This is a genomic window from Chimaeribacter arupi, from assembly GCF_002858805.1.
Taxonomy (GTDB): domain Bacteria; phylum Pseudomonadota; class Gammaproteobacteria; order Enterobacterales; family Enterobacteriaceae; genus Chimaeribacter; species Chimaeribacter arupi.
The window spans coordinates 1-20,226 of record NZ_PJZI01000005.1 but is presented as its reverse complement, the minus strand read 5'-3'; the positions used below and the strand labels follow the sequence as shown (position 1 = coordinate 20,226).

Here is a 20,226-nt window from a genome sequence, read left to right as displayed (position 1 = left end):
GGTCAAAAAGATAACGGCCGCCCGGCCACTGCGTTATTTTTTGACGGCATACCGGGTATCCGGCGACGCGTTGGTAATAGAAGGCGCAACGTCACAGCAAAACGCCGGAGAGGTGGCGCGGCGTTGCTGCCGGAATGAGTATGGTGGGACGCGGGAAAAGGTGAAATTGAGAAAATTAACAGACTATTTACGTAATCTTACTTTGTCCGGAGTTTGTGACCGGGAACAACTTTCACCGGAAATATCCAGACAGAACGGGGCCTTAGCGCAATGTTTCCCGCGTACTAAGGCAAATTGCGGCAGTCGAAAAATGATAAGAAAAATGGCATGGTCTGTTTGTTTAACAAACAGTGGCGGCCGGGCAATAAATCTTTATAATCACAGCCCAAAAATGTGATTGGTTACACATCTTTATTTTTATCGGTACCTTGTAAAACTACACTATACAGCTGGCGCCCAGCGCCCGGCCATGACGTTAACCCTCTGCCAATTGGCATAACACTCAACGAAACGACAATATGAGAATACGTGCATTATTCACAGTAATTTTCGCAGTGGCCGCCTATAGCCAGGCTGCCTTTGCGGTCGTGTATCCGCTGCCGGCCAAGAACAGCCGTCTGGTGGGTGAAAACATCGTCATTGATGTGCCGAAAGGCAGCACCGATCCGCTGGAGCACTTCGCCGCACAGTTCCAGATGGGCCTGAGCAACATGATGGAAGCCAACCCCGGCGTCGATCCGTTGTTGCCGCAACCCGGCAAACTGGTGATCCCGCATCAGCTGATCCTGCCGGACACCCCGCGTGAAGGCATCATCATCAACAGCGCCGAGATGCGCCTGTACTACTACCCGAAAGGCACCAATACCGTGGTGGTACTGCCTATCGGTATCGGTGAGCTGGGCAAAGACACGCCGGTTAACTGGGTGACGTCCGTACAACGTAAGAAAGACGGCCCGACCTGGACGCCGACCAAAGCGATGCATGCGGAGTATCAGGCACGCGGTGAAACCCTGCCGGAAGTCTTCCCGGCCGGCCCGGACAACCCGATGGGCCTGTACGCGCTCTATGTGGGCCGCCTGTATGCTATCCACGGCACCAATGCCAACTTCGGCATCGGTTTGCGCGTCAGCCACGGCTGTGTGCGCTTGCGTGCTGATGACATCAAATGGCTGTTTGAGAATGTGCCGGTCGGCACCCGCGTACAGTTCATCGATGAGCCGGTAAAAGCCACCGTAGAACCGGATGGCTCCCGCTACGTTGAAGTACACAATCCGCTCTCCCAGACTGAAGAGCAGTGGAAATCGACTCAGCCGGTGCCGATTACCCTGACCCCGGTGGTCAGTAAGGTGCTGGGTGATGCCAGCGTCAACACCAGCGATGTGGATCAGGCGATTCAGGCCCGCACCGGGATGCCGGTGAAGGTAAACGGTTTGCAGGAGGCCCAGCCGCAGGTGCAGCCGGGTGAGACCGATCAGCCGCAGGCACAACCTCAGCCGGAAGTTGTCCCGCAGCCGCCGGTTATCCAGCCGGTGAACAGTGAGCCTGCCGCCCCGGCAGAGAGCCAGCCAACGGCGACCGAGCCAAGCGCAGGCTGATAACCGCCGCATTCGCTGTACCTGTAACGGGAGCCTTAACGGCTCCCGTTTTTTTTGCCCCAGCCCCGATTTGCTACGCTTAGGTTACGTCTTTCCACACAGGAGCCGTTGATCTCTTATGCCGATGCCCCCTTTCAATTACCAGCAGGACTTCACCACCCTCGATTTCCGCCTTCACCCTGAATGCTACCAGGTCGGCCGCGGGGAACAGGGGGTATTGCTGGTAGAGCCCTATAAAAGCGAAATTCTGCCTTACTGGCGTTTCCGGACGGTGCCTGTCGCCAAAGAGTCCGCTGAGGCGATTTACCAGCTGTTTGAGCAGTACCGCCAACAGGATGACTTTGTCGGGATGGATATGGCCCGTAAGTTTATTCAGATGGGGTATACGCGGGCGCGCCGTTACGCCAACCATAAAGGCGGCCGCAAATATGATGAGGCCGGTAACGTGCTGCCTTACAGCGTTAATGAAGAGAAAGCGGCCGCCGCCGCCGTCTTTAAAGCCTATTGGGACCGGCTGCGCGAAGATGAAGACTATCAGCGCCGCAAGAAAGCCCATCAGCAACAATATGGCTGATCAGGCAACATAAGCGGCAGGCCGGGAAACGGCCTGCCCTGCCCTGCTGCTGGTGAAAACCTTTACGATTCATCAGCTAACCCGGCAATTTTTTCTAAATTCTCTGCGCATTGAAAAAATCGCGCCGCTTATTTACAGGGGGAATAAGCGGCAACGCGTCAGGTAATTTGTGTTAAAACAGAATCCCGTTCTCAGATTATTCTGCGTTTGCCTGACAAAAACAGGCGGGAAATAGTGATTCCCCTTTTGCCGGGCTGCCCTGATTTTCTATTCCTGTCACCACCGGGAAATTAGCGTGTATCGGCACCCACACCCTGGCCTGCACAGGCGGTATTGCGTTAAGAAAACGCCATCAATAAGTAAATCCACTCAATGCCCGGTCAACAATGGGGAACATTTTCCAGGTTAACGGCACTAATACGCACACATTGCTAAAAGAGGTTATGGCTTAAAAATTCACGCCTGCATTGGCAAAACGGCGGCGTGGTGCAATATAGGTGCGCCCGGCGATGGGGATCATGTTTCTATAAATTCCCGCGATTAAGTGATGTCACCGGCGCTATATAATGCGGCGGGAAGAAATAGAATTTTTTACGTTTTTTTTTACAAACATCCTTTGCCTAATAGGCGGAGTTATGTTTACAATTATAATCAAAGAAACAACGCGGCATCGGTCACCCAATAGTATGCGCGTTATAGCTGGTTTAACTAAACTAATGGATATGATATGAGCGATACTTTGAAGGTTCTGAACAACATTCGTACTCTGCGTGCGCAAGCCCGTGAAGTTTCTTTGCAAGATCTGGAAGAGATGCTCTCCAAATTGGAGTCCGTGGTCTCTGAACGTCGTGATGAAGAACAATCCATGATCGCAGAGCAAAAAGAGCGTGAAGACAAATTAGCAAAATACCGCGAAATGCTGCTGGCCGATGGTATTGATCCAAGCGATCTGATGGCGGCAGAAGCCAGCAAAAGCAAAACCGGCAAAGCAAAACGTGCTCCGCGCCCGGCTAAATATGAATACAAAGATGAGAAAGGCGAGCTGAAAACCTGGACCGGCCAGGGCCGCACCCCGGCAGCGATCAAAGAAGCGCTGGATGCCGGCAAAACCTTAGAAAGCTTCCTGATTCAGCAGTAATTTTTTTGAGATGAACGGCGGCTTTCCGAAGCGCGCTTGCCTCATATCCGTGTTCAGCCGGCGGCATTTTTTGCAGCCCTGAACAAATTAAACGGCCTGATGATCTCAGGCCGTTTTTTTATGTTCTGCAATAAGCTAAATTTGCAGGTAAATAGGCCCATCATGCCGATGCGTGGCTGCTATTACCTTGCGCAGTGTTAATCTTGCCATGTTACGGCAATCGCATTAAAAAACAGCTTTTTTCCCAGCAGCAGTTCACAAAATTCAGTGACACCCGTGTGCAAGCTTGTCAGGTTTATAGTCTGCAGCCCTATAGCATTTAGGGTTAATCTTAATTTTCCCTACTAACAGGATCCATTACTACCGTCTGATGATTCTGTGCCGTTCCCCATTCATTACCGCGTGATAATCCCCCCAGCGGGAAGTGATACCCGATCATAGCGCGATGCCCCAGCCCTAATCATTTACACCTCAATAATTACCGGGGGTACAGGCCGGGCTATATCAGAAAGCGTGGCGTGATGGCTTTACGCCATTTTGCAGCGCCGTCACACTTTTATAAATTTCTCCTGAAAATCATCTTGCTAAATCTGTTAATGCCTCGCCTGCAGTTCTTCGCCTGCGGCAAGGCCGCGGGTAAATTTTGCAATATCCTCCCGGTTATGGGCTTTTATGCTTCGCAGTGAGGGAAACAGACGGCAGGGAAAATGCTGTCTGTGTCATTTGATATAAGCAGAGAAGGGCATATAAGCAATGTGCTTATCAGATGGATGAAAATTCGCCACGTGACTCTTTTACATAAATTCTTTTCCCGGCGGTTTTCACGTACTCTATGCTTGATGCATTGCAATGACGTGAGTTTACCGCAGCCCTCACCCTTGCCGCGCGATATACCCCCTGCCCTTTTCCGGGCCTGATGATTTGCTGACAGGAGCCTTGCCATGACACTTTCTCGTGCGCTGATTGATGAAGCGATTGCCTGGCGCCACCAGTTTCATGCCTGGCCTGAGCTTGGTTTTCAGGAGCACAAGACGGCTCAGCAAGTTGCAGCCCTGCTGGAAACCTTTGGGTTTGAGGTTTACAGCGGCCTGGGCGGCACCGGCGTGGTCGGCACACTCCGCCAGGGCTCCGGCCCGGTTATCGGTTTCCGGGCCGATATGGACGCCCTGCCGGTCACTGAGGGCACGAACCTGCCCTATGCCTCGCAAATCCCCGGCCAGATGCATGCCTGCGGCCATGACGGCCATACCGCCATGTTGTTGGCCGCTGCCCGCCATTTAAGCCAGACACGGCAGTTTAACGGGACACTGCACCTGGTTTTCCAACCTGCCGAAGAGAACCTGGCAGGGGCGCGCCGGATGATTGAGGATGGCCTGTTTCGCTTATTCCCGATGGATGCCATTTTTGGCCTGCATAACTGGCCGGGGCTGCCGCAGGGGCAGGTTGCGTTGAATAGCGGCGCGATGATGGCATCACTGGATACTTTCGAAGTCACCCTGACCGGCAAGGGCTGTCATGCCGCGATGCCGGATGAAGGGGCAGACCCCCTCGTGGCTGCCGCTGAATTGATTCTGGCGCTGCAAACCATTCCTGCGCGCCGGCTCTCTCCGCTCGATTCTGCCGTCATCAGCGTGACGCAGCTGAGTGCCGGAGAAGCGATTAACGTGATCCCGGAACGTGCAGTGCTTAAAGGGACGGTTCGCTGTTTACAGACCCCGGTGCGCGATCGGGTTGAAAAATTGATCGGAGAGTTTGTTACTTATCTGCCGCAATCTTTTGGGGTGCGCGGTACCATGGATTATCACCGGGGCTATCCGGTAACGGTGAACCACGCCCCCTGGGCCGAACAGGTTTGCCGGGCAGCCAAACGGGCGTTGGGTGAATCAAACGTGACATTCGGCATTAACCCTTCCATGGCCTCAGAAGATTTCGCCTTTATGTTACAGGCGTGCCCCGGTGCCTATTTCTGGCTTGGCACGGATGGAGCCTGCCCCTCCCCTTCCCTGCACAGCGCCCACTATGATTTTAATGACGCCATCATCGAAACCGGGGTCACGCTGTGGACAACCCTGGCTGAACAGTTGATGCCGGTAAAAGCGTAACGGCAACCGGCACGCAAGAATCCTGTAATCCTGTAATCCTGTAATCCTGTAATCCTGTAATCCTGTAATCCTGTAATCCTGTAATCCTGTAATCCTGTAATCTCAGGATTTTATGTCCGGCTCCGGCATGTCCAGTGCTTTTTATCCTCGCGCCGGCACCTCACATGAAATCTTTCCACATAAGCGTAATTCCGCATTCTGTCAGGCTGAGCGGATAAACGCACAGCCTCCCTGCCGATGTGAGCGGCCATTATCATCTCTACCCTAGGTGGAGAGATTTCCTGTTGCATTGCCTCCTGAGGATTCTGGAATCCTGGAATCTTAGTATCCTGAGATGCTGAGATGCTGAGATGCTGAGATGCTGAGATGCTGAGATGCTGAGATGCTGAGCAGCATGATCCCAGGAACTCATGCCGATGCAATGGGTTATTACGCTTCTTTTTAAAAATCCTGGGATCCTACCATCTTAGGATTCTGGGATTCTGGGATTCTGGGATTCTGGGATTCTGGGATTCTGGGATTCTTCAAACAGCATACCGCCTGTTTGCCGTCTGACAAGTGCTGCCTCTCTCCTGCAACAGGAAATTACTCCACATATCCCTGATGACCTGTCGGCTGGGAAAACATGCGGCTTTTTCGCCTGATTTTTACCCCTGTCCGGCGGAGGGTGAAAACCTTAGTGATCAACCGAAAATGTGCCGGGTATCCGCCTGAACGTGCACGTTGAAGGCGTCCTGGCTGCAAAACCTTTTATTTCTCAGACTGCTTTTGTATATGGAACCTATAGAGACCATCAATGATTTTTTTTGCCGATGTCCGAGGTTAATGTACGCCCCCAGCGCTGTACACTAACCCTCTTTCGCCCGTCCGTACCAACGTGAATAATGACACTGCTAAGGTATTTTTTAACACCTGGCCATCGTGTTGCCCCGTGACGCTTTTACTTCAGTCAGGCGCTTTATGATGCCCTCGGGAAATGTCCCTCATCCCCCTGATATCCGCCCTGCTGCACAATGAGGGTACAAGGCAAAAAAGGAGAATCCTGGGATTCTGCCATCCTGGAATCCCAGGATTCTCACTAGGGGCCGTTGTTACATATCTTTTTCACTTTACTCACTAATTCAGGTCAGCAGGCCGTGTATGCCTGCCCCCCTGAAGGGGCTGACGCTGACAGAAAAAAGAGGCGCAACCTGTCCGGCAAACGGTGCGGGTGCTGCCTGCTTTTCTCTGGCACGTACCTACAGAGGCGGCATAGTGCACAGACCTCAATTCCCTCCGTTCAGGATTCCAGGATTCTGGAATCCCAGGATTATCGCCACGCTTTTCTTTCTCGAAATGCAGGCCACACGGGGCTTTCGTTCAGGATTCTGGAATCCTGTAATCCTGGGATTCCAGAATCATATGTTTGAAGAAGCCGTTAACTTTCATTATAGTAAACACACTGATCCGGCATCCTGTAATCATAGGATTCTGGAATCCTAGAATCCTGGAATCCTGAGATTATAAGGTGAGTTCATGGCAGCAAAAATCATCGCTTTCCTCAACGGGAAGGGTGGGGTAGGGAAAACCACAACGTCCATCAACATTGCGACCTGCCTGGCCAGACAAGGGCACAGAGTCGTGATGGTAGACACCGACCCTCAGGGCAGTATCAGTAACTGGTACGAAGAAGAGAAATGCCTGTTTGATTTGGCAGAGGCCGCCTCTGAGAAAGAGGTCTACACCGTCCGTAAGCAGCTCAAAGATTATGACTATGTCATCATCGACGGCGCGGCGGCGATCTCTGCCATTTCGTCTGCAGCGGTCATGGTGAGCGATTTGGTGCTGATCCCTGTTACCCCCTCACCGTTGGACTTTGCGGCCTGTGGTGCGATTCTGGCGGTGGTTGAAGCGCGTGAAAACCTGCAACCTATCATCGCCCGGTTCCTAATCACCAAAAAAGTGGCTTCCGCCAAGATGCTGGACGTGTTGAAAGAGTCGATTGCGGATACCGGTGTCCCGGCGCTGAAAACCGGCACGACCCAACGCCAGGTCTATATCCGTACCATGCTCGATGGTGGAACGGTGTTCGATACCACTGACGGCAATGCCAAAGGTGAAATTGAAATCATGACGAAAGAGATTCTGGAGCTGCTCAATTGAAAATGAAACTGGGCCAACATAAACAGCTGGCCACTGCACTGGACGCTGTTGCCAAGCCTTCTGCCGCGCAGAAGAAGCTGCAAACGAACATTGACGAGGATCTTCACCGTCGTTTCAAAACAACTTGTTTCATGAAGGATCGTGAAATGCGTGATGTCCTGACCGAATTGATCCAGGGCTGGCTGGCGCATAACGAACAATGATCCTCTCTCAGGGCCGCTCCGGCCCTGATGTTCTAAAACATCGGGTCTGTCCTGCCATACCCCGATCCCGCCTTAAAAGATCGCTGTTAGATCCAGGATCAACATAATGGTTTGTTTCTTTTTTAGTTTAGATCTTTCTCTTTAAGGCCCCTTTTTCGTATTAAGGATCAACAGGTTAAACGCGTATATGTGGAGAGATTTCATGCCACATGTGGAGAGATTTCATGTTTAATGTGGAAGGATTTCATGCTTAATGTGGAAAGATTTCCTGTGGATAACTTACTGATCCTGCTAAGTTTTTATATGTGGAGTTTTTTCCTGTTGATAACTTTTGGCTGATGCGGATCAATTTTACACTGCATTAGCATATTTTTAATTTTTCCACGATTGGCAGATATTTTCAAAGGTGGAAGAATTTCATGTTCCTTCCCCATGTAACTCCTGCTTTCCCCCCTAAATAACTTACGGTTTCTGCTTACTTGTTTTCGTAATAAAAACTTAAAATTCAATAAGATTTCAGGAAGAATAAATCAGGGAACTTTCTTAAAACGCTCAGACAGTTCTTATGTGGAAAGATTTCATGTTGCTTGTTTTTTAAGCAAAGGCAAAACGTAAAAAGGATCTTTTTTAGCTGTACACTAAGCGATGCCGCAGCAGGATCTGCAGAAATGGGTAATGTGGAATAATTTCATGTCTCATTTTATCCCTGAATAGGTGGAGAGATTTCCTGTTCATTGCCGTGTGCTGCCTGCCTGCCCTCAATATGATGGCGCCCCGGCGATACGTGGAGAAATTTCCTGTTAGTTAGCAGGCCGTTTTTATGCGTTATACGGCCCACGCACGGGCACGTTATGTGGAAAGATTTCATGTTCCTGAGCGGGACAAAAAGGCCTTTCCAAAGCCGCCCCTCCAGGTCAATGCGATAGGTGGAATGATTTCATGTTGCCTGTGCCTGCCGATAAAACGTGTCGCCAGGCTTGGGGCAGGGCAGGGCGCTCTGGCTATCCGCTGCGTTATGTGGAGACATTTCATGTTAACGGCCGGGTCTGCTGCGGCTAAGGGCGCAAAGGTGGAGAGATTTCATGTTCTCTGCAGCCAGTATGCGAATGTGAATGCCATCAAAAGCACGGCCGGCCTGACCGGGGTAAACGCGAAAGGTGGAGAAATTTCCTGTTATACAGAAGGGGAAAAATGCCCTGCCGGGTAACATTGCTGAAACATCCCAAAAAACCTTATGTGGAATAATTTCCTGTTGCCAAAAAAAGATCCTTCCATAAAATCCTTTATATTCAATAAATTGAAAGGGTTGTTTTTACTTTACGCGGCTATTTTTTATGTGGAATAATTTAAAGACATTCCACTTAGGATCCTGCTTCATGGAACTCAACAAACTGACTGTGGTTCAGGGTAACGATCTCCTGGAAGGCGCCTACAGCGTCACGCTGGATGAGATGCGGTTGCTCAACCTGGCACTGGCGCAAATTGACAGCAGGAAACCTCAACCGGATACCCTTTACCGGCTTTTTCCGCAGGATTATCAGCGCATCTATGGGGTCAACCCCTCCAGCAGCCACCGGCAGCTGCGGGAAGCGGCGGAAAGCCTGATGAAAAAGCCGGTGACCATCTACAAGCCGGACGGCAAAACCGGCAAAATCCGCACGGTACAACTTTCCTGGTTTTCGCGGCTGGAATATGTCAGCAGCGACGATCACAGCGCGGTGGTGCTGCGCTTTGGCCAGGATGTGGCCCCTTACCTTTACGAGCTCAAAGAGTCTTTCACCAAACTCAACTTCACCAATATTGCCAAACTGGATACGCCCTTCTCCGTCAGGCTGTATGGCTGGTTGATCAAGGCTAAAAATCTGTATGGGCGCCGCAGCACAAAAGCCATCGAGGTTACGCTGGATCTCGCCTGGATGCGGGAAAAAGCGGGGCTGGCAGGCAAATATGAGGACTACCGCGACTTCCGGCAGAAATTGCTGGAACCGACCATCAACCGCATCAATGCCAATACGGATATCTCGGTGGTCTGGGAGCCGATTAAAAGCGGCCGCACGGTGATTGCCGTAAAATTTGCTTATATGGATGAGTCCTGTCCGGAAGCCACCAAGCCTTTGCGCCCGCGGTTGCCGCGGCGGCCACGGGCCTCCGTTGGGTCTGATCTGGAAGGGGAATGGGCGCGCAGCTGTATTGAGATTTTTGAGGAGTACCGCGTCAAGTTGCTGGCGTATGATGAGGCGGAAAAGGTGGCCTTGCCGGACCTGCGCAAGCTGGCCGGGTGGTATAAAACCATTGGCGATAAGGTGAGCCAGAAGGCGATTATGGCTGAAGTGAACGCCCGCTCTAAACGCACATCCGCCAAGAGCTGACCGGCTGTTACCGGGTGAGCTGCAAAAATCCATGCAAGGTCTCACCCAAGTAACGCACAGAGTTATCCCCCGTTTCTGTGAATAACTTTTGCCGAACCGCAGAATCTCAGAAACTTCAAGGAAAAATATCAGAAAGCGGGCACATCAGTATTCTATGCTGGGTGCCCGCTTTTTCGTGTTATGTCCGGTTGTCTGCCAGCATCCGCAGAGCCAGGGTTGCCAGAACTGTGCCCATCAGCCAGCGTTGTACACGTAACCATACCGGCCGCCCGGCCAGAAATGCCGCCAGTGTCCCGGCAGATATCGCAATCAACGCATTCACCGTGACGCTGATGGCAATTTGCGTCATCCCCAGCGTGACTGACTGCGCCAGTACATGGCCGTGGGCCGGCACAATAAATTGCGGTAATAAGGAGAGGTAAAGCACCGCGGCTTTCGGGTTCAGCAGGTTGGTGACGAGCCCCATCGTAAATAACTTACGCGGGCTGTCCGGCGTCAGGGTTTTCAGCTGAAAGGGGGAGCGGCCGCCGGGCTTTACCGCTTGCCAGGCGAGATAAAGCAGATAGAGTGCGCCGGCGATACGTAATGTGTCGTAAGCAAAGGGAACGGCCATCACCAGGGCGGTGATCCCCAACGCAGCACACAACATGTAAAACACAAACCCCAGCGCGACCCCGGCCAGTGAGATCAGCCCCGCTTTTCGTCCCTGACAAATCGAACGCGAGATTAAATAGATCATATTGGGGCCGGGCGTCAGCACCATGCCCAGCGCAATCGCCGCAAACGGTAAAAGTTGTGTCATCTCAATCATCTGTTTATCTCCTTGTGAAAGGAATAGTTAAAGATATTCTGAGCGTGGTACACAACCGCTTTGAGATAACGCAGAAAAATACGCGATAAAAAAGGCCGCAACGGCGGCCTGAAAGGATTTATGGTTAGTTACCGGGCTGTTCGCAGCGGATAGCGGGTTCGCTTTCTGCCGCCGGGCGGTTCCATGCCGTCACGATCGCTGCGATCAGCAGACCGGCCGCCGCGACCCCCAGTGCCGGGGAAAGCGAGCCAAACAGGTGCACACTGGCGGAGGAGACCAGCGGGCCGACCAGCTGCCCGGTCGCATAACCGGTCGTCAATATCCCAACCACCTGCGCCGTCTGGCTGGGGGCAATTTCACGCCCCATCCGCATTGCAAGCTGCATGATGGCGAGGAAGCCGCCACCGGTCAGCAGCGTCCCTACAATCAGCCCGCCCGTGCCGGGAAGGGCGACGACGGACGCCACACCCAGCGCTTGTAATACCAGCGTCAGGGTCAGGCGCAGCCGGGTCGGCAGACGGGTGCCCAAAAAGATCACCGCCATCACACCGGCAATGGCCGCCAGGCCAAACAGCGGCCAGAACAGGGCGGCGAGCGTACTGTGGGGGAACATCACATTCGCCAGCTGGGATAAAAAGGTTGCGGGCAAAATGTAGCCGAAACCGGCCAGCGTATAAGTGATCAGCAGCTTTCTCAGCGCAGGTGACCAGGAGAAGGGCGCGTCGCTCGCGGCTTGCGTCCGGTGGATCTCATCCGGCAAGGCGCGACGGAGGCAAAGCCCAATCAGCAACGCAACGCCCCCGTAAACCATCCAGCCCTGGGCGGAAGAGGCGTGGTCATGGGTCAGCACCAGCGCCAAAATCCCGGTCAGCATGATGCCGGCACCCGGCCCGGTGAATACTGCTGCCGACAGGCGCGGTGTCTGCGCGGCGGCCAGCCGGTCTTGCGTCCAGGCGGTGATCAGGATCAGTGCCCAGGCCCCGCCTAATCCGGCAATAAAGCGCAGAACCGCCTGTGCGGTAAAGTCATGGGTAAACGCTGACAGCAGCGTCGCGGCGATGGTTGCCCACAGCCCGGCGCGCAAATGCCGCGCATACTGTTTGCGCAGCCGCATGGCATAAATGGCACCGGCCAGATAACCAATGTAGTTCATTGAGGCCAACAGCCCGGCAGAAGACAGTGAAACACTGTGCTCCTGCAACATCAGGGGCAACTGTGGCGTCAGGGAAAAACGCCCCATGCCCATCACAGCAATAAGGGTAAAGAACCCGGTCAAGGCAACACGGATAGGTGACACAACTCTTCTCCAAAAAATATGACTGCAGCAGCCTATCCGGCGCAGTAATTCTTGTATAATGAATAATAATTAAAAAGTTGTTCTCTGGAGAAGAATATGGACTTCACACAGCTGGAGTATTTCCGGACCGCAGCGATGCTGGGTTCTATTACCGGGGCGGCCCGGCAACTGCATAAAGTGCCCTCGAATATCACGACCCGCATCCGCCAGCTGGAAGAAGAGTTAGGGTGCCAGCTGTTTATCCGTGAGAAACAGCGTATCCATTTATCAGCAGAGGGCAAAAATTTCCTGGGCTACGCCACCCGGTTGCTGGAGCTGGCGGAGGAGGGCAGGCGCTCCATCCAGCGACAAGAGCCGGGCGGGTTGTTTACCCTGGGCGCGGTCGAGAGCACGGCGGCCATTCGCCTGCCGGATGTGATGGCCGCCTACCACAACCGCTACCCGAAAGTAACGCTGGAGCTGTTTACCGGCTTATCGGATGAGGTAACAGAGAGTGTGATTAACTGGCGCTATGCTGCCGCGTTCACGGATGTGATGAGCCTGCCGCCGGAGCTGGAAGGTATTCCGCTCTATAAAGAGAAAATGGTACTGATCTCATCGCGCGATCATGCCCCTATTCATGGCCCGCAGGATGTCACGGAAGATGCGGTCTTTGCGTTCCGTAACACCTGTTCTTACCGGCGTCGGTTAGGGAAATGGTTTGATGAGGGCCATGTGCAGCCGAAGCGGATTGTCGAAATTGAGTCTTACCACAGTATGCTGGCGTGTGTGAGCACGGGGGCCGGTATTGCCCTGATTCAGGAATCCGTCTTGCAGACGCTGCCGGGCGCGGCGCGGGTCACGGCACATGCGTTGACCGGGGAAAATACGGTGGCCGATATCTGGCTGATCTGGCGCAAGGGCACGCGCAATACGAACCTGGATGCGTTGATCGGGCTGCTTGACCGGCAATACCCCAGCGATTGATAATCCTGTAATCCTGTAATCCTGTAATCCTGTGATTATGGGATTATAGAATCCTGAAATCATAGGGTTCTTGATTTTCAGCATGTCGCCCGCTCAATCTAAATGATAATTATTAGCAATATGGTTGCGCGCTGTGCTACTGTTTTGCCGCATAAAAAACAGTGATGCGCCGCCCCTGCTACGGCGGCCATTTTTCGCGTGGCGCGGAAGGGGGCGGCCTTAACCCTGTATTGCCCCCCGCCGCCCACCCACAGGGAACAACACCATGCGCGCACTTTTCCTTCTGCTCGGCCTCTGCCTGACGACTACCGCACTGGCGGCCGGGAAGGGCTATACCTTGCCCGGTTCACAGGTTGAAACCTTGCCCACCCAGAGCGGCGACTACCAGATCATGACTTATGTGCCGCAAGAAAAGCCCCCGGCGGACGGTTGGCCGGTCATCTACCTGCTGGACGGCAACGCGACATTCCCGCTGGCGGCCGGCATGATGTCGGCTTACAGCTGCGCACGCTGCCCAATGCAGCCGGGCGTGATTGTGGCAGTCGGGTATCCGGGCGCATCGCGGCGGGACGTGGATTATCGCCCGGCGACGGAACAGGTCGCGCTGGAGGGCAACCCCGCAGGCGGCACTTACCCACCGGGTGCGCCGGGCAATGCCCAGGCGTTTTATCACTTTGTTGAGACGGTGCTGAAACCACACATTGCCGCGCAGTGGCCGATTAACAATCATCAGCAGGCGCTGTTCGGGCATTCCTATGGCGGTTTGTTTGCGGTCTATACCGGACTGACCCATCCGCAGGCGTTCCAGCATATTTATGCGGCCAGCCCGTCGGTGTGGTGGAATGATCGTTACCTGAGCAAACTGGCGGCAGAGACCCTGAAACAGGCGTCCCCGGTCTGGCCGGAAAAGATGCGGCTAACGGTCGGGGAGTTTGAGCAATCGCTTCAGCAACGCGAAATGGCGTTGCCGGAGAAACAGCGTGAAGTGCTGGCGAAACACCGGCAGCAACGGGCGATGGTGGACGGCGTAAGGGAACTGGCCCGGCACCTGCAACAGGCACCGGGGGGCGAGCATGTCAGTTTTATGCTCTATCCCGGCCAGTCACACCAGACGGTGATGCCGCTGGCGTTGCAGGATGCGCTGCTGGATCATTTTGCCCGTTGAAAGCCGCGGCTAGCCGACGTGGTTAATGCGCTCCGCATCCGGGGCGGACGGGTCAGCATAGCCATATTTCTGCCCCAGCTGAATGATGCGGTGCGCCCAGTTAACGTGGGTGGCCGGTTCACACATCGCGCCGTCAGACTTAAAGACCGCGCTGTCCGCATTCAGGATGCGTAGCGCTTCCTGATAATCCCGTGGGGCCACTTTCAACGCACCGTGGATAATCGCGATCTGGCTGGGGTGAATCGCTGTTTTACCCACCATGCCGTGCAGCATGTCCTGTTTCAGTTCGCGGCGCAGCATCTCCGGTGAATCAATCAGTTCACATACCGGCGACGTCAGGGAGAAGCCGCGCGAACCAAATACACTGACCAGCATTTTGATCACATAACCGAGCGGCCCCTCATACAGCGTATGCTCCCGGCTGCGGCGCAGCCCCAGCACACTCATCAGATCGTTGCCGCCGATCCGCAATGCCAGCACCCGATCCGCAGCCCGCGCCTGCAGGGCATCCGCCAGTGCCTGCATCCGGCTGACGTCATACACCTGCGCATCTTCCAGGGTCGGCATCCAGCGCAGATGCGTACCAGCCGTCAGTGAAAGCCAGGTGTCCAGCGAATCCAGGGTAAATTTTGGCAACACCAGCCCGTCGACAGCCGCCAGGCTCAGGCTCTCATCGCGAATTAACGCTGACGCCATCAGCGCATGGCGTGGGCGGATAAACAGCAACGGGCCGTCGCCGCCGGTTTGGCCGTTGGCCAGCACGGCCAGTGTCCGGCGCAGGTTGTCCAATGCCTGCGGGATATCACGATCCAGCACCGCATCTTCCAGGCAGATCACCATCGACAGCAGCTCCGGGTATTTTTTACCCTGCGCAATGGCCGTCAGTTCCGGGTGGGTGGCGGGCACATACATGGTGGCGCCCAGATCGTTTGGCGTAATCAGTTTCATCGTCTTCTCCTGTCAGGCCACTTTCCTGATGATGGTGACGGCCCGGTAAACCCCCAGCGCGTCACCTGCCTCTTCCACCCGGATGCCGGCACTCTCTGCCAGATGCACCAGCAGCGCCACATCCACATCGTTCCGGTTGCTCACCAGCACATGCTCCGGCACCCGGCGCATCACTGCGCGGGTCGCTTCAGCAATGCCCGGTTTAATACGGTTAAGGGAATCCACCTGATAGGTTTCAGCCAGCATGGTGATCACACGCTGGCTGAGGTGGCGCAGCATGGTGCGCTGCTCCGGATCGGGCCGGGCCGCAATCACCGGCTGAGTCTGCGCGGCGCGTAATGCGTCAATCTCTGCCACGAACGCCTGGCTGACGTCATGCTCATGCAGATGTTCACAATACATTGAGCCGTGAAAGCCGTTATCGCGCCAGAGTGAGCGGCTGACCAGCCCGGAGACCGGCGCACCCAGGATGCCGAACGGCATCAGCCAGTCTTCACCGGAGGCAGATAACCAGGCGCAGCCGCCGGGGTCGGCCAGCACGGCCAGACGCGCAGCGCGGCGGAATGCCGGGTAGTTGGCCAGCGAACGGGTCAGCTCGCGTGAAATGGCCCCTTTGCCGGTCCAGCCATCCACAAACACCACGCCCTCACTGCCGTGCCGGGTGGTGATGTAGTCCAGCGCCGCCTGATCGATGCCGCGGTCGCGGATAATACTGACGCCGTAATGCACCGCCTCGATGCCCTGTTCACGCAGGGCATGCAGCAGGCAGACGCCCAACGGCACCCCGGCCCGCACCAGTGACACCAGCACCAGCGGCCGGGCGCTGATCTGGGTTGCCAGCCCCAGCGCCAACGCAGCGACTTCACCGGCCAGGCGCGGGCCAAACTGGGCCATCGCCTGCCGGTAAATCGCCTGATGCGCCGCCGACGGGGCCGGTTCTTCCGAGAGCATGTCAGAATAGTGCTTCTCACCGCGCTGGATCAGGCGCTCTTTCTCCGCCACCGGGGTGTAGTCCACCGTCACCGGCGACAGCAAAAACTGCACATCACCCGGCGCATAGGCACCGGAAAAAGGGGGATGGGATGCGTGCATACTCTCTCCTTACGCTGTGGGGTGGGGCAATCCATTTTGCAGGGCGGCAAGTAACTGGCTGCGTTGGGGCAGCGCCAGAAAATCACATTGCTGCATAAAGCTGTAATCGGTCAGGCTGTCGCCAAACCCCAGCACCGGGCGATCCGGCGCCGTGGCGCGCAACTGCGCCAGCAAAAAGCGCACGGCATGGCCCTTGTCGATGCACTCCGGCAGCCAGGCAACATTATTCCCGTTCCGATGGACATAAAAACCTTCCAGATCAAACGTCTCTGCCACCCAATCCGCATAGCGGTTCAACGCCTCAAGGTGCGCGCTGTTTCTTACTTTCATCACCAGATAGATAGGAATGCCGTACTCTTCATTCATCCGGCACCAGCCCGGTTCCACCGGCAACGCCGCATCCACCGCCTGCGGATCGGCCAGCATGGTGTCAAGGTGTTGCGCCAGCGCAGCAAGGCGCGGCTGGTAAGGGGCCAGCGACGTGGTGATGTGGTGTTGCCAGGCGGCATCCGGCTCACCCCGCGGGGTTAAAATCACCGCGCCGTGGGTGGTGACGGCATAAGAGTCGAACGGAATGCAGACCCTGGCCAGTTCATCCGTGCCGCGGGCGGTCACCGGGATGGTTTCCGCTTGCGCCAGCATCCACTGCACCAGATTAGCCTGCCGCGCCATCATAAAGCTGCGCGGTGCCAGTTCCCGATCCAGCGCGCCGGGTTGTGATTTGGCCTGCTCATCCGGGTCAGGGATTTTGCGCATCGTCTGGAACAGGGTGTCATCCAGATCGGTAAAGATGATCGGGCGCGTCAAATGGTCGTGCGGCATGTCAACCCTCATGGAATTCAAGTTGCGGGAAGTGCGCCAGGAAGGCGGGATCCCAGGCGGAGGCCGGGGTTTCTGAACAGAGGATCACCCGGTCATAGTCAGCAGGATCGACATTGTAGAGATACATCGGCACGCCCAGCCCGTAGTTATCCTGGAAACTGAAGGCGCTGCGCATCGCCAGCCCCAGCGCCACCGGTGAGCGGGTGGTAGAGCCGAACCGCACGCGGGCACCCTGGCTCTCCAGCCATTCTGCCAGCATAAAGGGCTGCCAGACATACTCCCCGGAGCCGAGTACCAGAATACGCTCTCCCGGCCGGGGCGCGGGCGTATGCAGCAGGCGTGACACATCACGCACGCCCATCCGCCCCCAACTGGCCGCCAGGTGGTTCAGCGGCTGGCTGCCGCGGGCGGTAATATTGACCTGCGGCATATCCAGCAACGGCGGCTGCTCCGCCACTGTCCAGCGCCACTGGCCGGCCGCCAGCGAGACGGCCGTGACCGGCAGCGCCACCTTTTCAGCCAGCGCCCCGGCAGACCAGTCGGTGAGGGTCGCGGTCACGATATGCTCAAGCTGATCCAGCCCCGCCTCATGCAGCGCCTGATAGAGATTGAGGAACGTTTTGCCGGTGGTGGCTTCATCGTCCACCATCACCAGCGTACGGGCCTGGCGCACGCTGTCGCGCAGGGGCGCAGAGGCAGGCTGGTGCACCAGATGGGCGGTGGCGTGGCTGTGCTCCTCTTCAAAGCGGCAGAGCAGCTCACCGCCCAGCGGGTGGCGGGTCGTGGTCAGCAACACCGCGTCTTCCCCGCGGGCGCGCAATACGGCATGGACACCTGCGGCGAGGCCTACGGCCGTCTCCGCCATGCCGGTGACCAGGATGGGGCCGGGCAGCCCGGCGGGAATGCGATCCGCCAGGTCGCTGAATGCTTTACGCATCAGGCTGGGCGGGCAGGGGATGTGCCGGCCCAGCACTTTGCTGACGAACAGGAACGCGCGGCGCGGGTTACGCCGTTGCGCCATCGAAAACAGCGTATCGGCGCTCCAGCCCGGCCGGCAGAACAGGTCGAGTGACATGGTGCCGGACGGCAACTGTGCCTGAAAATGTTCTTCATGGCCGTAAGGATTATGCATGGTGTGACTCACTGGCAGTAACCGGGATGGCTTCGTCAACAATACGCACCGTGGTGTGGCGCAGTTGTTGGGACGGCAGGGGCAGGCCGAGGCGCTGGGCGATCATCATGGCCGGCAGGTTAATGCCGCTGTGCAGGCCATAGCCGACCCCGCCGCTCGGGCGCAGGTTGCACTCCAGCACCCGCGGGTTGCCCTGATCGTCTGCCCTGGTCTGCACATTAATCAGCCCGTCCGCCTCCAGTTGCCCGGCCACACGGCAGGCCAGCTCAATCTCTTCGCCGCGGTCAAACAGCGTTTGCATCGCGCCGTTTTTACGCCGCCCCAAAGCGGCAATGACCCGGCCGCGATCGACAACCAGATCAATACTGCACTCCGGCCCCGGCAGGTAAGGCATCACGATCATCGGTTCTTTCAGCCCGCCGCTCTCTTCCAGCGCAGTGAGATACGTGGAGGTGCGGATACGGCGCTGGTCAGGCGCGCTCAGCATCAGGTTGGCGGGGGCATCGTCATCCAGCCGCCAGTAACCCAGCCCATAAATACCGGTATTGGGTTTGATACAGAGCCGCGGCCAGCTGCTTTTCAGCGTGTTCAGCGCATCGTGCAACTCACCGAGGGTATTCACCCGCACCGCCGGGGTGTGGGGGATGTTGTGTGCCGCCAACACCTCAGTAAAGGCGGCTTTATCTTCGGCCAGCGTCAGGAAGCGGGCGTCACGCACACCGGTGATCAGGGTGATCCCGGCCGCCTCAATAGGCTGCCGGTGTTGTTCAAACCAGGCCGAGGGTTTGCCTGTATGGATCACGCTGACGCCATACTGCCTGGCCGTAGTAAGGATAAAAGTCAATTTTTCTGTGAGATTAGTAGGTTCGCGCAGGGCGATGTCTGCCGCCGCCGTGATTTCCGGGCGGAACTGGCGATGCGACGCCAGCACCTGCAGCGGCTGGCCTTGTGCGCCGCACCAGGCATTTTCCCGGATGGCACGCCGCAGTCCTTCTGCAATGGTGCGCTGTGATGAAAATCCTTCCATCAGCCATATCATGATGTTATTTCTCCCGCCGGTTTTTGGCGATTAACGCTGCCAGGGTCGCCGCGGTGGCCGGCAATTCGCCTAAAGAATGCGCACCGTAACCCCGTAACCATAAGCCTGATTTGCGGCGGCCGGTCAGCTCGCCGAGTTGTTTGGCACTGTGTGTTTTCAGCGCATTTACCAGCATGGAAATTTCCGTACCCGGCGACATAGTGAGCAGCAACTCAACCCCCTCTTCCAGCAGGCCAACCTGCTCGACGGTAAAGGGTAAATTGCGGGTACAATGGGGGAGAATTTCCTGCAAAATCTGCCGCTCATCGTCCTGTACACTATCAGGCGAATCAAAGGCAAAAATCAGCTGCATTTTTATGTCAAAGATATTGTATCTGTTGGCTTTTAGCATTGTTGTCCCTGCCTGCAATAACAGGAAAATAATCTGCCAACCAAATAAATCCTTCGGGCGGGTGTACCAAGGATTATACTCAGCTGTAACAATGATTTCTTTCCGCTGAAAAATGCGCTAAGAAGTGGTGTCCATCTTTATAGTTGGCGGGATAGTTAGCAGCTTGCGCAACGCTATTTACTTTTCTTTGCAAATTATGTCAAGAAATGTAGAGATAATTCTATTTTTTGGAATATAAATTCCATTTTTAGGCGAAAAAGCGATAGGAAAGGGCCGAATAAATCATTTTTCATGTGAATACATTCGTAATTAATTAGATGATCTAAAACGTTTTCGTCTTAATATTTTAAGAGTAACTGATTGGATTACATAGATTTACAATGACATCACGTTTATCTATGTTTATTCGTAACTTCAGTGACAGTTTCCAGGATTACTAT

17 protein-coding genes are annotated in these 20,226 nt (G+C 55.4%); 9 read left to right on the top strand and 8 right to left on the bottom strand.

All coding sequences use genetic code 11. The features are described 5' to 3' along the window. The first annotated feature begins 518 nt into the window (after positions 1 to 518). From CYR52_RS04420 to CYR52_RS04390, 7 genes are all read left to right on the top strand, one after another. Positions 519 to 1,595, top strand: coding sequence for a L,D-transpeptidase family protein (locus tag CYR52_RS04420; protein ID WP_072928261.1), 1,077 nt, complete (start codon positions 519 to 521; stop codon positions 1,593 to 1,595). A 124-nt stretch (positions 1,596 to 1,719) separates the two neighbouring features. Further along, positions 1,720 to 2,169, top strand: coding sequence for a DUF4385 domain-containing protein (locus CYR52_RS04415; protein ID WP_072928332.1), 450 nt, complete (start codon positions 1,720 to 1,722; stop codon positions 2,167 to 2,169). Positions 2,170 to 2,896: 727 nt separating this feature from the next. Next, a complete protein-coding gene (locus tag CYR52_RS04410; protein WP_072928260.1) occupies positions 2,897 to 3,307 on the top strand; it encodes an H-NS family histone-like protein in 411 nt (136 codons plus the stop codon). A gap of 941 nt (positions 3,308 to 4,248) precedes the next feature. Continuing rightward, positions 4,249 to 5,409 (top strand): M20 aminoacylase family protein, encoded by a 1,161-nt coding sequence (locus tag CYR52_RS04405; RefSeq protein WP_072928259.1) that lies wholly within the window; start codon positions 4,249 to 4,251, stop codon positions 5,407 to 5,409. A gap of 1,515 nt (positions 5,410 to 6,924) precedes the next feature. Then, on the top strand, positions 6,925 to 7,551 hold the full coding sequence (gene parA, locus CYR52_RS04400; RefSeq protein ID WP_072928257.1) for a ParA family partition ATPase: 627 nt from the start codon (positions 6,925 to 6,927) through the stop codon (positions 7,549 to 7,551). A gap of 2 nt (positions 7,552 to 7,553) precedes the next feature. After that, the gene (locus tag CYR52_RS04395; protein ID WP_241506125.1) at positions 7,554 to 7,754 is read left to right on the top strand and encodes a plasmid partition protein ParG; all 201 of its coding nucleotides are present in this window, start codon (positions 7,554 to 7,556) and stop codon (positions 7,752 to 7,754) included. 1,376 nt (positions 7,755 to 9,130) lie between these two features. Continuing rightward, positions 9,131 to 10,123, top strand: a complete 993-nt coding sequence (locus tag CYR52_RS04390; RefSeq protein WP_072928254.1) for a replication initiation protein — start codon at positions 9,131 to 9,133, stop codon at positions 10,121 to 10,123. Positions 10,124 to 10,301: 178 nt separating this feature from the next. On the opposite strand, the gene CYR52_RS04385 is transcribed toward CYR52_RS04390, so the two are convergent. Next, positions 10,302 to 10,934 (bottom strand): LysE family translocator, encoded by a 633-nt coding sequence (locus tag CYR52_RS04385; protein WP_072928253.1) that lies wholly within the window; start codon positions 10,932 to 10,934, stop codon positions 10,302 to 10,304. Positions 10,935 to 11,058: 124 nt separating this feature from the next. Continuing rightward, entirely contained in the window at positions 11,059 to 12,231 is a 1,173-nt protein-coding gene (locus tag CYR52_RS04380; RefSeq protein ID WP_241522384.1) for a YbfB/YjiJ family MFS transporter, read from the bottom strand. Positions 12,232 to 12,327: 96 nt separating this feature from the next. On the opposite strand from CYR52_RS04380, the gene CYR52_RS04375 reads away from it, so the two are divergent. Further along, positions 12,328 to 13,197, top strand: coding sequence for a LysR family transcriptional regulator (locus tag CYR52_RS04375; RefSeq protein WP_072928251.1), 870 nt, complete (start codon positions 12,328 to 12,330; stop codon positions 13,195 to 13,197). Positions 13,198 to 13,462: 265 nt separating this feature from the next. Next, positions 13,463 to 14,362, top strand: coding sequence for an alpha/beta hydrolase (locus CYR52_RS04370; protein WP_072928250.1), 900 nt, complete (start codon positions 13,463 to 13,465; stop codon positions 14,360 to 14,362). A gap of 9 nt (positions 14,363 to 14,371) precedes the next feature. Here CYR52_RS04370 and CYR52_RS04365 read toward each other — a convergent pair whose 3' ends face one another. Genes CYR52_RS04365 through CYR52_RS04340 form a run of 6 tightly spaced genes read right to left on the bottom strand, consistent with a single transcriptional unit; the run spans position 14,372 to position 19,747 of the window. Further along, entirely contained in the window at positions 14,372 to 15,310 is a 939-nt protein-coding gene (locus CYR52_RS04365; protein ID WP_072928249.1) for an HpcH/HpaI aldolase/citrate lyase family protein, read from the bottom strand. A gap of 12 nt (positions 15,311 to 15,322) precedes the next feature. After that, positions 15,323 to 16,402: a cysteine protease StiP domain-containing protein gene (locus CYR52_RS04360; protein WP_072928248.1), complete on the bottom strand. Its 1,080-nt coding sequence runs from the start codon at positions 16,400 to 16,402 to the stop codon at positions 15,323 to 15,325. Between the two features lie 9 nt (positions 16,403 to 16,411). Then, positions 16,412 to 17,209, bottom strand: coding sequence for an HAD family hydrolase (locus CYR52_RS04355; RefSeq protein ID WP_101828092.1), 798 nt, complete (start codon positions 17,207 to 17,209; stop codon positions 16,412 to 16,414). 16 nt (positions 17,210 to 17,225) lie between these two features. Next, positions 17,226 to 18,356 carry a phosphoribosyltransferase domain-containing protein gene (locus CYR52_RS04350; protein WP_072928247.1) on the bottom strand — a complete coding sequence of 377 codons (1,131 nt, stop codon included), beginning with the start codon at positions 18,354 to 18,356 and terminating at the stop codon, positions 17,226 to 17,228. Then, on the bottom strand, positions 18,349 to 19,383 hold the full coding sequence (locus CYR52_RS04345; protein ID WP_165699064.1) for an ATP-grasp domain-containing protein: 1,035 nt from the start codon (positions 19,381 to 19,383) through the stop codon (positions 18,349 to 18,351). Before CYR52_RS04345 ends, CYR52_RS04350 begins: the two co-directional genes overlap by 8 nt. 16 nt (positions 19,384 to 19,399) lie before the next feature. Beyond that, complete coding sequence (locus CYR52_RS04340) at positions 19,400 to 19,747, bottom strand: transposase (RefSeq protein ID WP_165698472.1); 348 nt, start codon at positions 19,745 to 19,747, stop codon at positions 19,400 to 19,402. Between the last annotated feature and the right edge of the window lie 479 nt (positions 19,748 to 20,226).

Excerpts from the sequence above, each read along its gene's own strand:
- CYR52_RS04420 (WP_072928261.1), top strand. The coding sequence starts at position 519 with ATGAGAATACGTGCATTATTCACAGTAATTTTCGCAGTGGCCGCCTAT.
- CYR52_RS04415 (WP_072928332.1), top strand. The coding sequence starts at position 1,720 with ATGCCCCCTTTCAATTACCAGCAGGACTTCACCACCCTCGATTTCCGC.
- CYR52_RS04410 (WP_072928260.1), top strand. The coding sequence starts at position 2,897 with ATGAGCGATACTTTGAAGGTTCTGAACAACATTCGTACTCTGCGTGCG.
- CYR52_RS04405 (WP_072928259.1), top strand. The coding sequence starts at position 4,249 with ATGACACTTTCTCGTGCGCTGATTGATGAAGCGATTGCCTGGCGCCAC.
- parA (WP_072928257.1), top strand. The coding sequence starts at position 6,925 with ATGGCAGCAAAAATCATCGCTTTCCTCAACGGGAAGGGTGGGGTAGGG.
- CYR52_RS04395 (WP_241506125.1), top strand. The coding sequence starts at position 7,554 with ATGAAACTGGGCCAACATAAACAGCTGGCCACTGCACTGGACGCTGTT.
- CYR52_RS04390 (WP_072928254.1), top strand. The coding sequence starts at position 9,131 with ATGGAACTCAACAAACTGACTGTGGTTCAGGGTAACGATCTCCTGGAA.
- CYR52_RS04385 (WP_072928253.1), bottom strand. The coding sequence starts at position 10,934 with ATGATTGAGATGACACAACTTTTACCGTTTGCGGCGATTGCGCTGGGC.
- CYR52_RS04375 (WP_072928251.1), top strand. The coding sequence starts at position 12,328 with ATGGACTTCACACAGCTGGAGTATTTCCGGACCGCAGCGATGCTGGGT.
- CYR52_RS04370 (WP_072928250.1), top strand. The coding sequence starts at position 13,463 with ATGCGCGCACTTTTCCTTCTGCTCGGCCTCTGCCTGACGACTACCGCA.
- CYR52_RS04365 (WP_072928249.1), bottom strand. The coding sequence starts at position 15,310 with ATGAAACTGATTACGCCAAACGATCTGGGCGCCACCATGTATGTGCCC.
- CYR52_RS04360 (WP_072928248.1), bottom strand. The coding sequence starts at position 16,402 with ATGCACGCATCCCATCCCCCTTTTTCCGGTGCCTATGCGCCGGGTGAT.
- CYR52_RS04350 (WP_072928247.1), bottom strand. The coding sequence starts at position 18,356 with ATGCATAATCCTTACGGCCATGAAGAACATTTTCAGGCACAGTTGCCG.
- CYR52_RS04345 (WP_165699064.1), bottom strand. The coding sequence starts at position 19,383 with ATGGAAGGATTTTCATCACAGCGCACCATTGCAGAAGGACTGCGGCGT.
- CYR52_RS04340 (WP_165698472.1), bottom strand. The coding sequence starts at position 19,747 with ATGCAGCTGATTTTTGCCTTTGATTCGCCTGATAGTGTACAGGACGAT.